Source organism: Streptomyces sp. NPDC102406, assembly GCF_044765725.1.
Lineage (GTDB): Bacteria > Actinomycetota > Actinomycetes > Streptomycetales > Streptomycetaceae > Streptomyces.
In genome coordinates, this window is the sequence record NZ_JBIWKP010000009.1 from 260,618 (window position 1) to 274,689 (window position 14,072).

Here is a 14,072-nt window from a genome sequence, read left to right on the forward strand (position 1 = left end):
TGTCAGACCCAGCGCCTAGTCTGTGCTCCGTGACTTCGCCTGCCACCACGGAATCCGTTCCGCCCCAGCTCAGCGCGGGGCCGCGCCCCGCACCCGGGCCGGCCGCCGACGAAGGGCTCGCGCGGCGGCTCCGCGCGCTCGCCTGCACCGCGCCGCTGCACGACCTCGATGTGCGCAAGGCCAATCTGGCGGGCGAGTACTCGACGTACGGCATGGCCGAGGTGGCGCTCTCCGCGATCGACCTCGTCACGCTGAACATGGACTTCGACACGGGCGCCGACCACGAGCAGATAGTGGCCCGCCTCGTGCCGCGCATCGCCGCCCAGGCCCCGCAGCGGCCCGCCGCGGAGCACGAGCGCGTCGCCCGCTGGGTCCTGGAGAACCTGATCAACGTAGGCACTGTGGACCGCGGATTCCGCGCGGTGTACGGCACGTTCACGACGGACGGCTCCTATGTGCGCCGCGACTACGACTTCAAGCTGATCGAGGAAGTCCCCGGCTACGGGGGCAGCGTCTACCTCCGCACGACCGACGAAGCCGTCAACGTCCTCGTCGGCGCCCTCGACACCGACGTCACCAGCGCCCAGATCGCCGCCGAGGTGAAGCTGGAGGTGCTCATCAGCCGCGGTCGGCTCGCGGACGCGCAACTCGCCGCCGAGCAGGCCCGGTACCGGACCGTGCAGTACTCGGAGACGCTGCGCAAGGCACTGGACGCGACCCGGCGCAATGTCCGCGCGGTCGACTGGCTGAAGGCCGTCCCCGACATGATCGCCGAGGCGCTCGACCACGTCGCCGACCGCTACCGCCACGAGAACGCGATCCTGACGAACATCCGCAAGGCCCGTGACGAGTCCGAGGACCCCGAGCAGAAGCGCCGCGCCGCCGAACTCGTCGACATCGTCAAGGACTGCATCCGCCGCCACACGCAGCTCCAGTCGCGCCTCCTCGAAGCCGGGCCGCTGTTCCGGGCCGAGCAGGACCGACAGGCCTTCGCCGCGCCCTCCGCGCGCGCGGGCCTCGACCTGTACGGACAGCTCGTCGCGCCCCTGCTGCCGCTGCCGGTGGAGAGCGCCCGCAAGGTCACCGACGCCTTCTTCGCACACGGCACCGGTCTGCGCACCCCCGTCTCCGTACGCGTGGGCGACCTCGTCGACATACTGCTGACCCCGCCGCAGGAGCGCGAGCACCTCGGGGCCGAGATGCCCGAACCCGACCTCGTCGCCACCCCGGACGACAGCCGGTTCAGCGAGGAGCAGCTCGCGAGCGCCAAGGAACTGCTCGACCTGCCCGCGGACGCACCGCGCCGCTTGTCGGGCCTGCTGGCCGAAGCGCGCCGGCGCGACAGCGAACTGCCTTACCTGGTCGCCCTGTTGGCGGTCCACGCGGCGAGCCCGCCCGTCGGCACCGCCTACCGCCAGGGCGAGGGCAAGCTCCTCTTCGCCGTGGACGACGGCACCGAGCTCGACGACCCGGAGTTCGGCGGCGCCGACCTCATCGTGGGCACGGCCCTGCTCGACGCGGCCGGCATGGCCGCCGACCGGACGGAGGCCGCGTGAGGCACCGCAAGACGATCAAGGAGTACCGCCCGTGACCGAGCACCACGACGAGCACACCGAGTGGGGCGAGCCCGAGGCCGCCGTCCCCGGCTCGCCCAAAGCCCCGGCGCCGGTCACGCCGGCCGACGCCGCCGACGCGGCCCGGCTGGTCTCCTTCGGCCTCCAGCCCAAGCTCCAGCCCTCCCGCGACCAGGAGTACGGCGAACTGCTGCGCCGCTACCGCGACGACCCTCCCTTCGCCCGCCTCGCCGACGCCGTCGCCACCGGCCTCGGCCTCGTCGTGCTTGAGGTCTCCCCGCGCGCGGGCATGGCCGTCACCGCCGCCGAGGACTCCGTGTTCGCCGTCCGCATGGGCGACTACGCGCGCCGCACCGCCGCCGACTCCACGGACCGCTTCCTGCACGGCCTCGCCCACCTCGCCGTCGCCGCGCTCGCCTTCCCCCGCCCCGAGGACCTCGCCGACGACGGCTACATCGGCCGCGTCAGCGTCAACGGCGTGGACGGTTTCGTCCGGCAGGCCTGCCGCAGGCTGGAGGAGCGCGCCGACGAGCAGGGCGAGAACACCGACCCCGCCACCGACGCCCCCGGACTCGAAGCGGCCTGGCGGATCTGGGCGCGGCGCAGCGCCACCGGAGCGACCAAGGACGCCCGCCGCCTCGCAGGCTCCACCACCGGCATCGTCGGCAAGGCCCTCGCCTTCCTGACGGACTCCGGCTTCCTGCAGAGAACCGGCGACGACGGCGGCGGCACGTACCGGACCACGGCGCGCTACCAGTTGCAGGTCCGCGACATGGCGGGCACCGCGGCCATGGCCGAACTCCTGGAGCTGGGCGTGGTTCCCGTGAGCGACGGATCCGCGAGCCTGCTGCCGCCGATGGACGAGGACGCGGCCGAGCTCGTCGCCGACGCGGGCCTGCCCTTCCACTCCTGACCGCTTCCCGACCGTCCGTCCGTACCTACCACGAGAGTCCGCCATGTACGAGCTGTCCCGGATTCGCCTCTACTCCATCGGGCCGGCCGGTGCGCGCTACGCCGACACCGTGCTCGACCTGCGGGGCGTCGGCGAGCCCGTGCCCGATCCCGCGCCCGCCCAGGCGGAGTTCTTCGAGGACGAGCCCGTCGGCCCGCCGCGCCGCCCGGCGCCGGCCGGTGTGCTCTTCCTGGAGAACGGCGGCGGCAAGTCGGTCCTGCTCAAGCTGATCTTCTCCGTGATGCTCCCCGGCCACCGGAACACGCTGGGTGGGGCCAGCTCCGGAGTGCTGCGCAAGTTCCTGCTCGCCGACGACTGCGGACACGTCGCCCTGGAATGGCAGCACACCCTCACCGGCGAATGCGTGGTCGTCGGCAAGGCCAGCGAGTGGCGCGGACGCCAAGTCTCCAACGACCCGCGGAAGTTCGCCGAGGCCTGGTACTCGTTCCGGCCGGGACCCGGACTGAGCCTCGACTCGTTGCCCGTCGCCGAGTCGACCGCCGTACGCCCCCTCGCCGAAGGCGCCTCGGGCGCACAGGGCCGACGCCGCACCATGAAGGGCTTCCGCGACGCGCTGACCGAGGCGGGCAAGGCCTACCCGCACCTCGAAGTGCACTGGGAAGAGATCCACGACCGGTGGAACGAGCACCTCGGAGACCTCGGCCTCGACCCCGAACTCTTCCGCTACCAGCGCGAGATGAACGCCGACGAGGGCGAGGCCGCCGGCCTCTTCGCGGTCAAGAAGGACTCCGACTTCACCGACCTGCTGCTGCGGGCCGTCACCGACACCCGCGACACGGACGGCCTCGCCGACCTCGTCAGCGGCTTCGGGAACAAGCTGGGACGGCGCGCCGAGCTGATCGCCGAACGCGACTTCACCGCGGGCTCCGTCGATCTGCTCACCCGCATCGTCGAAGCCGCCGACACCCGGGCACGCGCGCGTGACATCCACGCCGCCGCCGAGCGCCGCACCCGCACGCTCGCCCGCCGCCTCTCCGCGCGGGCCACCGTCGAGCGTGCCCGCGCCGCCGACCTCGCCCAGCAGGTCACCGCCGCCGCACACACCGTCACCGAGGCCGAGACCGCCCGCGGGCGCAGCGCCCTCATCGCCGCCGAACTGGCCTACCGGCACGCCTCCTTGGCCCTCGCGGGCGCCGAGAAGGCCGCCGCCGCGCAGAAGCGCGAACTGGCCGACGCCCGCACCCTGCACTCCGCCTGGCAGGCCGCCGAGGCCGTACTGCGCCACCGCGCCGCCTCCGACCGCTCCGCGCGCGTGGCCGCCGCCATCCGCGAGGCCGAGCGGGACGCCGCACCCGCCCTCGCCGCCCGCGCCAAGGCCGCCTCCGAACTGGTCAGGGCCCTGCACGGCGCCGCCGAGAAGGCCGAGCACCACGCGAACGAGGAGGAGGAGCGCTCCGCCGCCCTCCAGGAGGCGGGCGAGACCGCGCACCGCGACGCGACCGTCGCGGCCACCGAGGCGCAGCGCGCCCGCAGCGAACTCGGCCACCTGCGCCAGCGCCTCAGCGAGGTCGAGCAGGAGACCGCCGAGGCCGTCCGCGCGGGCTGGCTCGACGACAGCGCGCCCGACGCCGACCCGGCCCGCGCCGCACTCGCCGCGAGCGACGCCGAGAAGACGACCGTCGCCGCCTGGGACACCGCCCGCGAGGCCGCCCGCCGCGCCACCGAGCACGCCCGCGAGGCCGCCTCCACCGAGGCCCGCGCCGAGCTGACCGCGGCCCGCGCCGCCGACGCCGCCGACGCGGCCGAGCAGGCGTACCGGGTTGAGGAGCGGGCCGCCGCGTCCCTCGCCGGAGAGGAGCGACTGGCCGAACTGCTCGGCGTGGACGGCCCGTCGAGCGGCACCGCCACGGCCGACGCGGACCCGGCCACCGACGCCCCCCTCACCGCCGAGGACCTCGACCGCGCCGCCGACGACCTCAAGACCCTCCTCGACGACTCTGTCGCCTCCGCCGAGCGACACCTGTTCGAGCTGCGCACGGCCGCCGCCGACGACTCCCGCATCCTCGGCGCCCTCGGGGACGGCGGCCTGCTGCCGCCTGGACCCGACGTGCTGGCCACCGTCGAGTACCTGGGCGAGCACGGCATCCCCGCCCTGCCCGGCTGGCGCTACCTCGCCCAGGCCGTCGACCCCGTCGACCACGCGCGCGTGCTCGCCGCCCGCCCCGAACTGGTCGACGGCGTCATCATCACCGACCCCGCCTCCCACGTTCGGGCCCGGGAGATCCTCGCGGGCGCCGCCCTGCTGCCCCGCTCCGCCGTCGCCGTCGGCACCGCCGGTGCCCTGCTCGCGCCGACCCCCGCGCAGAGCGCGTCGGACGCGGATGCCAGTGGCGTCTTCCTCGTACCGCCGAACCCGGCCATGCACGACGAGCACGCCGCCGACGAGGAACGTCAGGCCCTGCGCGCCCGCGCCGCCCGGCGCGACGAGGACATCCGCGCCCTCGCCGGACGCCTCGCCAAGGACCGCGAACTGGCCGCGCGGCTCAGCTCCTGGCGCTCCGGCTGCCCCGCGGGCCGCCTCACCGAACTCGCCACCGCCGCGCGAGAAGCCCGTACGTTCGCCGAGGAGACCGAGGCCGAACTCGCCGAGGCCCGCACCGTCCGCGCCGAGGCGGACGAGGCCGCCGCCGAGGCGACCCGCGTCCGCGACGAGCGCCAGGAAGCCGCCCAGCGCGCCCGGCGCGCCGCCGACGCGCTCGCCGGTCTCGCCTACCGCCTGCGTGAGCGTGCCGCGTGGCAGGCCAAGGTCCGCGAACTCGCCGACGAGGCCGTCGAGTCGGAGGCCCGCGCCCAGTCCTGCCTGGAGCGCGCCCGCGCCGCCGACGAGGACCGGCGCTCCGCCCAGCGCTCCGCCGACGACACCCGCCGTACCGCCCGCGCGCTGCGCGCCGAGCGCGCCGAGATCGCCGGCGCCCCCGACGACGTGCCCGAGGGGGAGCCGCCCACCGCGTCGCTGCCCGCGCTGCGGGAGGCCTACCGCGCCGCGTCACAGTTGTACGAGAAGGTCGGCGTCGGCGCCGACCTGCGGGCCGAGCAGGCCCGCGCCGAGAGCGACGAATCGGCCGCGCTCACCGAGCTGGACCGGCTCAGCAACAAGGTGCGTACGCGCGCCGCCGCCCTCCTCGAATCGCCCGACGGGGCCGACGGCCCGTCCCGGCAGGCCGCCGCCGCCCGCGCCGAAGAACTCGTCCAGCTCCTGGAGACCCGCGCCTCCACGGCGAGCGAACAGCTCGGCAGGTTGCGCGGTGAGGCCGAGCGGCTCGCGCCCGAGGACGGCACCGCCCACACCGAGCTGCCCGAGGACCTCGTCCCCGCCGACGTGGATCAGGCTGCCGCGCTGCTGCGTACCGTCACCACCGAACTGGCCGCCCGCGCCGAGGCGTTGAACTCCGCCCGCGCCGCCCACGGCGACCTCCTCGACGCCCACCGGACCGCCGAGGACGGGACCGGCGGCTTCGACGAGACCGCCGCGCTCCTGCGCGACCTGCTGCGCGACCACACCGACGCCGAGGAGCAGGAGGAGCAGGAGCCCTACCCGGGCACCCTGGAGCAGGCCCGCACGGCAGCGGCCGATACCCGCCGCTCCCTGCGGGGCTGCGCCGCCGACCTGTCCGCCGCCGAGGCCGCCGTCCGCGAGGCGAGCGACATCCTCGTACGGCATGCCAACTCCACCCGCTACGAGCAGGTGCGCACCCCCGCGCGGCAGCAGATCCGGGAGCTGCCCGCGTCGGCGCTGCCGGAGCACGCGCAGCGCTGGGCGGAGGCGTTCGCACCCCGACTGCGCGTGCTCACCGACGAGCTGGCGCAGCTCGAACGCAACCGGGACTCGATCGTGGACCGGCTGCGCGGCCTCGTCGAGTCGTCCCTCGCCACGCTCCGCTCGGCCCAGCGCCTGTCCCGCCTTCCCGAGGGGCTCGGCGAGTGGTCGGGACAGGAGTTCCTGCGGATCCGCTTCGAGGAGCCCGACCAGGCCACGCTCACCGAGCGGCTCGGCGAGGTCATCGACGAGGCGACCCGCGCCGCCGTGAAGAAGAACTCCGACATGCGGCGCGACGGCATGTCGCTGCTGCTGCGCGGCGTCGCCGCAGCTCTGGAGCCCAAGGGCGTCGCTGTCGAGATCCTCAAGCCGGACGCGGTGCTGCGCGCCGAGCGGGTGCCCGTCGGACAGATGGGCGACGTCTTCTCCGGGGGCCAGTTGCTCACCGCCGCCATCGCCCTGTACTGCACGATGGCCGCGCTGCGCTCGAACGACCGGGGCCGCGACAAGCACCGCCACGCGGGCACGCTGTTCCTCGACAACCCCATCGGCCGCGCCAACGCCACGTACCTCCTGGAGCTCCAGCGCGCCGTGTCCGACGCCCTGGGCGTGCAACTCCTCTACACCACGGGCCTGTTCGACACGACGGCGCTCGCCGAGTTCCCGCTGGTGATCCGGTTGCGCAACGACGCGGACCTCCGCGCCGGGCTGAAGTACATCAGCGTGGAGGAGCATCTGCGTCCCGGCCTGCCGCAGCAGCACACGGACGGGACGGGGGAGACGGTGCACGGCGAGATCACGGCGACCCGGATGTTCAAGCGGCCGGCCGAGCCCGCCGCGTCCGTGGCGCGGGACGCCTGACCGGGGCGGCGGGGCCCACCGTCACGTATGCGTCAACCGCCCCGCCGCGCCGTGCCTGCGTATGCTCTCCGGCGTCCGCCGCGCGGTGCGGCGGGCCCGGCGGCGTTCCTTGCGCAGTCGGCGGGCGGTGCTGGCCGGGACCGAGACGACACCGTGCCGCTGGTTCCACACCTGGCGCGTCACCCATACGTCGAGCACGCCCCATGTCGCCACGACCGTGCTGGCCACGCTGCTGAGCACCATGGGGAACGCCAGCCAGGAGTCGGCGAGCGTGCACAGGACGGCGACCATCGCCTGGATCAGCGTGACCGCCGTGATGAGGACGGCGCGGACCGCCGCCGTACGCACCGGATCGGGCATCCGGCGTCGCTTCGCCGGCTCCTCGACCCACAGCTCGCGTCGCTCCGCCACATCCGTCATCACGCCACTCCCCACCGTTCCCGGGCCCGGTCCGACACCTCGCACCGGCCTGCACAGTGACTGCCCGGTTTGCTCTGGTTCACGCCGCCTCTCGGTGCGCCCGTCGTGCCCCCACCTACGTTCTGTGGTGAAGACGCGCGGCGGCCCCGAAAGATTCCCGAATTCGGACAACTGCCCTGATCCGGTGGTCGGAAGCGAAAAGTTCCAGCCAACTGCCTTTTGGTTTCGACCGATTGTGAACGCGGGGCTTGTCCTCGATCCCGGGATGCAATCTCCCGCAATGCCCGGACAACTCCGGACGCCCGTGCCGTGGCGGGGCCGGACGGCATCCGGACAGGCCTTCGAGTTGCTCCTGTCTCAGTAGTAGGCTCACGCCGTTTGTTGACGCACATGTGTGCCCCTGACGACGCGGGGCCGATCTGGGGGAGGCCATGCGCTTTCGCGGGAAGTCCATCCGCCGGAAGATCGTGGCGTTGCTGCTCGTGCCGCTCCTGTCGTTGACGGCGATCTGGGCCTTCGCCTCGGTGATCACGGGGCGCGCCGCCATGCAGTTGCTCTCGGCGGGCAAGGCCGCCGACGCGATCGGCTACCCGCTGGTCGAAACCGGCCGCGCCCTGCAGGAGGAGCGCCGCCAGACCCTCGTGTACCTCGCCGACCCCCGCGCCTCGGACGCGCAGTCCACCCTGCGGACCCGGCGCTCCGCCGCCGACGAGCAGATGTCCCGGATCAAGCAGAAGGCGGCCGACACCGGCCTGCGCGACGGCCTGAACAGCGACGCGCGCGGCGCCCTGGACGCCGCAGTGGAAGGCTTCGAGGGCATCGAGTCGCTGCGCAGGAACGTGGACGAGGGAACCGTCACCCGGGCCCAGGCCCTGGACTTCTACACCCACCTGATCGAGCCGACGGACGACTTCCTCCTCGGCCTCACCGCCCTGGACGACGCCGACGTGGAACGCCAGGGCCGCGCCGTCGTCGGAGTCATCAAGGCCCGCGAACTGCTGTCCAGGGAAGACGCGTTGGTCGGCTCCGGCCTCGTCGCCCGGCGGCTCACACAGGAAGAACTGCGCCAGGTCTCCGACCTCATCGCCCAGCGCACCCTCCTGTACGACACCCACCTCGCCCTGCTGCCCGCCGATGAACGCGCCCGCTTCCAGCGCTACTGGCGCGGCCCCGACACCACCCCTCTGCGCACCGCCGAGAACGCCGTCGCGAACGGGGCGCCCGGCGCACCCAAGGGCGTCACCGCCGCGAGCTGGGACAAGGCCGCGGGGCAGGTGCTCGGCGAACTCGTGGACCGCGACACCGCGGCCGCCGAGCGCTACCAGGACCGCGCCCGCCCCATCGCCCTCCAGGTCTTCCTCCGGGCCGGCATCGCCGGCGTGCTCGGCCTCCTTGCCCTGCTGGTCTCCCTGTTCCTGTCGGTCAGGATCGGCCGCGGTCTCGTCCGCGACCTGCGCCGTCTGCGCCTGGAGGCCCATGAGGCCTCCGGCGTCCGGCTGCCGGGCGTGATGCGCCGCCTCGCCGCGGGCGAGGAGGTCGATGTGGAGACCGAGGCCCCGCGCCTGGAGTACGACAAGGACGAGATCGGGCAAGTCGGCCAGGCACTGAACACTCTGCAACGGTCCGCTGTCGAAGCCGCCGTCAAACAGGCCGAGTTGCGCCGCGGTGTCTCCGAGGTGTTCGTCAACCTCGCCCGCCGCAGCCAGGTCCTCCTGCACAAGCAGCTCACCCTGCTCGACGCCATGGAGCGCAGGACCGACGACACCGACGAGCTCGCCGACCTGTTCCGCCTCGACCACCTGACCACCCGTATGCGCCGTCACGCGGAGGGCCTGGTGATCCTCTCCGGGTCCGCCCCGTCCCGGCAGTGGCGCAAGCCGGTCCAGCTCATGGACATCGTGCGGGCCTCCGTCGCCGAGGTCGAGGACTACGAGCGCATCGAGGTCCGCCGCCTGCCGCGGATCGCAGTGACCGGACCGGCCGTGGCCGACCTCACGCACCTGGTGGCCGAACTCCTGGAGAACGCCACGGTGTTCTCACCGCCGCACACCGCCGTGCAGGTCCTCGGCGAACACGTGGCCAACGGGTTCACGCTGGAGATTCACGACCGCGGCCTCGGCATGGCCGCCGACGCCCTCCTCGACGCCAACCTGCGCCTCGCCGAGACGCCCGAGTTCGAACTCTCCGACACCGACCGGCTCGGCCTCTTCGTCGTCAGCCGCCTCGCCCAGCGGCAGAACGTCCGCGTCTCCCTCCAGCCGTCCCCGTACGGCGGCACGACCGCGGTCGTCTTCATCCCCGACGCGCTGCTCACCGACGCCCCCGACACCGAAGGCGCCGGATTCCGCCTCGACCGGCCCGACGCCCGGCGCCGCCCGACCCCGGCCACCCTCGGCACCTCCGACGGCCTGCCCGGCCTGCCGGCCTCCGTCCTCGACGGGCCGATCGAGCTGGAAGCCCCGCTGACCACGTCCGACATGGCCCCCTTCCCGGGCGCCCTGGGCGAGGAGGACAGCGAGCGCGGTGCCCTGTTCCGCCCCCGCCGCCCCGTCGCCGGGGCTCCGGGCGAGCAGCACCAGCAGGCCGACGAGCCCCACGGCGGGGAGCGCGAGGGGACGCCGGAGGGGCTGGTGCCGCTGCCGCGCCGCCGCGCCCCCAAACTCGTCAGCTCGCACGGCAGACCCGTCATCCGCACCCGGCCCGCCGCCCTCGACCGGGACACCGGCGAACCGGGGGAGCGGCACGACCGCGACAGCGGCGACGGCCTGCGCGCCACCCCGCCGGCCTCCCTCGCGGAGCTGCCCCGCAGGCGGGCGCGGGCCACCGAGCCCACCGTCGCGGAGCAGCCGGACGTCCCCGCCGGCGGCCTGCCCAAGCGCGTCCGGCAGGCCAATCTGGCCCCGCAGTTGAAGGACGGGCCCGACCTGCGCGGTGACCGCGCGAAGGCCCCCGAAGAGACAGTCTCCGCATCGCCCGCCGACCGGGACGCCGACGAGGTGCGCGACCGGATGGCCTCGCTCCAGCGTGGCTGGCGGCGCGGCCGTGAGGAGAACGCCGCGAGCGACGACAGCGCGGACGGCACAGCACAGGGAACGACTTCTGAAGGGGACGGTCGATGACCGCACCGAAGACCGCCGCGCACACCACGAACGGTGGTTCCAGGGAGCTCAACTGGCTCCTCGACGACCTGGTGGAGCGCGTCGCCAGTATCCGCAAGGCGCTCGTGCTCTCCGGGGACGGACTGCCGACCGGGGTCTCCAAGGACCTCAGCCGGGAGGACAGCGAGCACCTCGCCGCCGTCGCCTCCGGGTTCCACAGCCTCGCCAAGGGGGTGGGGCGGCACTTCGACGCAGGGGGCGTCCGGCAGACCGTCGTCGAACTCGACGAGGCGTTCCTCTTCGTCACCGCGGCCGGTGACGGGAGCTGCCTCGCCGTCCTTTCCGACGCGGACTCCGATGTCGGCCTTGTCGCCTACGAGATGACTCTGCTGGTCAAGCGGGTGGGCGCACATCTGGGGACGGCTCCGCGCACGGATCAGCCCGCCGGGGGGTAGTGGGTCGCAATGAGCGCAGACGGTGAGGGGACGCAGGAGACGCAGCACTGGTTCGACGACGAGGCCGGGCCCGTCGTACGTCCGTACGCCATGACACGCGGCCGCACCACCAGCGCGGCCCAGCATCGCCTCGACCTGATCGCGGTCGTGGGGGGGGGGGGCCCCCCCCCCCCCCCCCGGGGGGCGCCCCCCCCCCCCCCCCCACCACCACCACCACCAGGGGGGGGGGCCGCACGCCCCCCCCCCGGGGCCCGACAACCCCCCCCCCCCGCCCCACCCCCCCCCCCCCCCCCCCCCCCCCCCCCCCCCCCCCCCCCCCCCCCCCCGGCGGCCGGCCCGCCCCCCCCCCCCCCCCCCCCCCCGACCCGGTGGCCGACCAGACCCTGTCGCCGGAACACGTCGACATCGTCGGGCTGTGCCAGGACGCCCCGCAGTCGGTCGCCGAACTCGCCGCCGAACTCGACCTGCCCGTGGGCGTGGTACGCGTCCTCATCGGCGATCTCGTCGACGACGAGCTGGTCCACGTCACCCGCCCCGTGCCGCCCGCGGAACTGCCCGACGAGAGCATTCTGCGCGACGTCATCGACGGCCTCAGAGCCCTCTGAAACGGCCTTGCACAGCACACAGCGACATCAGTGAGGCAGGAGAGACAACCCATGATCTTCGGGCGTTCCGAGCGTGGCAAGGGCCCCGTCGAGCCCGTCACGCTCAAGATCCTGGTGGCCGGTGGCTTCGGCGTGGGCAAGACCACGCTCGTCGGCGCGGTCAGCGAGATCAGGCCCCTGCGCACGGAGGAGCTGCTGAGCGAGGCGGGCCGGCCCGTGGACGACACCCAGGGCGTCGAGGGCAAGCACACCACCACCGTCGCCATGGACTTCGGCCGCATCACGCTCCGCAAGGACCTCGTCCTGTACCTCTTCGGCACCCCGGGACAGGACCGGTTCTGGTTCCTGTGGGACGAGCTAGCCACCGGGGCCCTCGGCGCCGTCGTCCTCGCGGACACCCGCCGCCTGGAGGACTGCTTCGCCGCCGTCGACTACTTCGAGCGGCGCTCCATCCCCTTCGTGGTCGGCGTCAACTGCTTCGAGGGGGCCGCTCGCTACCCCGCCGACTCGGTGCGCCAGGCGCTCGACCTGGACGCCGGTGTCCCCGTCGTCCTGTGCGACGCACGGGAGAAGGACTCCGTGAAGAACGTCCTCATCGGTGTCGTCGAGCACGCCGCGGCGACCGCGGCCCGGCGCCGACAGCCCGCGGTCACCTGATCCGGACTTCGCAGCACGCGCGCGTAGACGCTTTTTCGCCGCTACGCGCGCGTGCTGCCTGCGGTACGGACAGGGGCTCGCGCGGCCCGTCCTGCCGGGCCCCTTCCGCTCAGGCCCCTTCCTCCTCGTGCCAGCCCAAGCTCTTCTCCACCGCCTTGCGCCAGTTGTGGTACTCCCGGTCCCGGACCCGCGCGTCCATCGACGGCGTCCACTCGGCGTCCCGCTGCCAGTGGGCCTTGAGCTCGTCCAGGTCGTTCCACACGCCCGTGGCGAGCCCGGCGGCGTACGCGGCGCCCAGGCACGTCGTCTCGGAGACCCTGGGCCGGATGACGGGCACATCGAGGACGTCGGCCTGGTGCTGCATCAGGAGGTTGTTCTTCGTCATGCCGCCGTCGACCTTCAGGGTCGTGATCCGCACCCCGGAGTCCTGGTACATGGCGTCGACGACCTCCCTGGTCTGCCAGCTCGTCGCCTCCAGGACGGCCCGGGCGAGATGCCCCTTGGTGACGTAGCGGGTCAGGCCCGTGACGACACCGCGCGCGTCGGAGCGCCAGTACGGCGCGAACAGGCCGGAGAACGCCGGCACGATGTACGCCCCGCCGTTGTCGTCGACGCTCGCCGCCAGCGTCTCGATCTCGTCGGCGGTCTTGATGATGCCGAGCTGGTCACGGAACCACTGCACCAGGGCGCCGGTGATCGCGATGGAGCCCTCCAGGCAGTACACGGGCGCCTCGGAGCCGATCTTGTACCCCATGGTGGTGAGCAGCCCGTTCTTCGAGGGCACGGGCCGCTCACCGGTGTTCAGGAGCAGGAAGCTGCCTGTCCCGTACGTGTTCTTCGCCGTCCCCGTGTCGTAGCAGGCCTGCCCGAAGACGGCCGCCTGCTGGTCGCCGAGCGCGGAGGCGACGGGCACCCCGGAGAGCTGGCCCACCGCCGTGCCGTACACCTCGGCCGACGAGCGGATCTCCGGGAGGACGGCCTCCGGGACGTTCATGGCCGACAGGATCGACGCGTCCCACTGAAGTGTCTCCAGGTTCATCAGCATCGTGCGTCCGGCGTTGGTGACGTCGGTGACGTGGACGCCGCCGTCGACGCCGCCGGTGAGGTTCCAGATCAGCCACGAGTCGATCGTGCCGAAGGCGATCTCGCCGCGTTCCGCGCGCGCCCGCAGGCCCGGCACGTTGTCGAGCAGCCAGGCGGCCTTCGGTCCGGAGAAGTAGCTGGCCAGCGGCAGGCCCGTCTGATCGCGGAACCTGTCCTGCCCGTCCGTGCCGCCCAGTTCGGTGCACAGCGCCGAGGTGCGCGTGTCCTGCCACACGATCGCGTTGTGCACGGGCTTGCCGGTCGCCCGGTCCCACAGGAGCGTCGTCTCCCGCTGGTTGGTGATGCCGAGGGCGCTGAGCTGGTCGGCGCGCAACCCCGCCTTGGCGATGGCACCGGCGACGACGGCCTGCACCTTGGACCAGATCTCGGTGGCGTCGTGCTCCACCCAGCCGGGCTTGGGGAAGATCTGGCGGTGCTCGCGCTGGTCGACGGCGACGATCCCACCGGCGTGGTCGAAGATGATGCAGCGGCTCGATGTGGTGCCCTGGTCGATGGCGGCGACGTACTTCACGGAGTTGTCGGGCATGGCTACCCCTTCGTGAGAAGACGGTCGTTCGAGGAGAGAACT

The 14,072-nt window shown here is 73.5% G+C and carries 8 protein-coding genes and 2 pseudogenes; 8 read left to right on the forward strand and 2 right to left on the reverse strand.

All coding sequences use genetic code 11. The features are described 5' to 3' along the window. The first annotated feature begins 29 nt into the window (after positions 1-29). Genes ACIRF8_RS30125 through ACIRF8_RS30135 form a run of 3 tightly spaced genes read left to right on the forward strand, consistent with a single transcriptional unit; the run spans position 30 to position 7,165 of the window. The gene (locus ACIRF8_RS30125) at positions 30-1,556 is read left to right on the forward strand and encodes a hypothetical protein (protein WP_404219813.1); all 1,527 of its coding nucleotides are present in this window, start codon (positions 30-32) and stop codon (positions 1,554-1,556) included. 31 nt (positions 1,557-1,587) lie between these two features. Continuing rightward, positions 1,588-2,487 carry a hypothetical protein gene (locus tag ACIRF8_RS30130; protein WP_404219815.1) on the forward strand — a complete coding sequence of 300 codons (900 nt, stop codon included), beginning with the start codon at positions 1,588-1,590 and terminating at the stop codon, positions 2,485-2,487. 43 nt (positions 2,488-2,530) lie between these two features. Further along, a complete protein-coding gene (locus ACIRF8_RS30135; protein WP_404219817.1) occupies positions 2,531-7,165 on the forward strand; it encodes a hypothetical protein in 4,635 nt (1,544 codons plus the stop codon). Positions 7,166-7,186: 21 nt separating this feature from the next. Here ACIRF8_RS30135 and ACIRF8_RS30140 read toward each other — a convergent pair whose 3' ends face one another. Then, positions 7,187-7,630 carry a hypothetical protein gene (locus ACIRF8_RS30140; protein ID WP_404219819.1) on the reverse strand — a complete coding sequence of 148 codons (444 nt, stop codon included), beginning with the start codon at positions 7,628-7,630 and terminating at the stop codon, positions 7,187-7,189. Positions 7,631-8,016: 386 nt separating this feature from the next. Between ACIRF8_RS30140 and ACIRF8_RS30145 the strand changes: the two genes are divergently transcribed. The 5 genes and pseudogenes from ACIRF8_RS30145 to ACIRF8_RS30165 all read left to right on the forward strand — a co-directional run bounded on the left by ACIRF8_RS30145 (position 8,017) and on the right by ACIRF8_RS30165 (position 12,400). Continuing rightward, complete coding sequence (locus tag ACIRF8_RS30145; protein WP_404219821.1) at positions 8,017-10,704, forward strand: nitrate- and nitrite sensing domain-containing protein; 2,688 nt, start codon at positions 8,017-8,019, stop codon at positions 10,702-10,704. After that, complete coding sequence (locus ACIRF8_RS30150) at positions 10,701-11,138, forward strand: roadblock/LC7 domain-containing protein (protein WP_404219823.1); 438 nt, start codon at positions 10,701-10,703, stop codon at positions 11,136-11,138. The genes ACIRF8_RS30145 and ACIRF8_RS30150 overlap by 4 nt, the downstream gene beginning before the upstream one ends. 9 nt (positions 11,139-11,147) lie before the next feature. Further along, positions 11,148-11,290: pseudogene (locus ACIRF8_RS30155) on the forward strand (DUF742 domain-containing protein); the annotation flags it as partial. A 204-nt stretch (positions 11,291-11,494) separates the two neighbouring features. Next, a pseudogene (locus ACIRF8_RS30160) lies at positions 11,495-11,743 on the forward strand (DUF742 domain-containing protein); the annotation flags it as partial. Between the two features lie 51 nt (positions 11,744-11,794). Then, positions 11,795-12,400 carry a GTP-binding protein gene (locus ACIRF8_RS30165; RefSeq protein ID WP_404219825.1) on the forward strand — a complete coding sequence of 202 codons (606 nt, stop codon included), beginning with the start codon at positions 11,795-11,797 and terminating at the stop codon, positions 12,398-12,400. A 109-nt stretch (positions 12,401-12,509) separates the two neighbouring features. Here the strand turns inward: ACIRF8_RS30165 and glpK are convergent, their stop codons facing one another. Continuing rightward, on the reverse strand, positions 12,510-14,030 hold the full coding sequence (glpK, locus tag ACIRF8_RS30170; protein WP_404219827.1) for a glycerol kinase GlpK: 1,521 nt from the start codon (positions 14,028-14,030) through the stop codon (positions 12,510-12,512). Positions 14,031-14,072 lie beyond the last annotated feature (42 nt).

Coding starts and splice junctions, on each gene's coding strand:
- ACIRF8_RS30165 (WP_404219825.1), top strand. CDS start 11,795: ATGATCTTCGGGCGTTCCGAGCGTGGCAAGGGCCCCGTCGAGCCCGTC.
- ACIRF8_RS30150 (WP_404219823.1), top strand. CDS start 10,701: ATGACCGCACCGAAGACCGCCGCGCACACCACGAACGGTGGTTCCAGG.
- glpK (WP_404219827.1), bottom strand. CDS start 14,030: ATGCCCGACAACTCCGTGAAGTACGTCGCCGCCATCGACCAGGGCACC.
- ACIRF8_RS30135 (WP_404219817.1), top strand. CDS start 2,531: ATGTACGAGCTGTCCCGGATTCGCCTCTACTCCATCGGGCCGGCCGGT.
- ACIRF8_RS30145 (WP_404219821.1), top strand. CDS start 8,017: ATGCGCTTTCGCGGGAAGTCCATCCGCCGGAAGATCGTGGCGTTGCTG.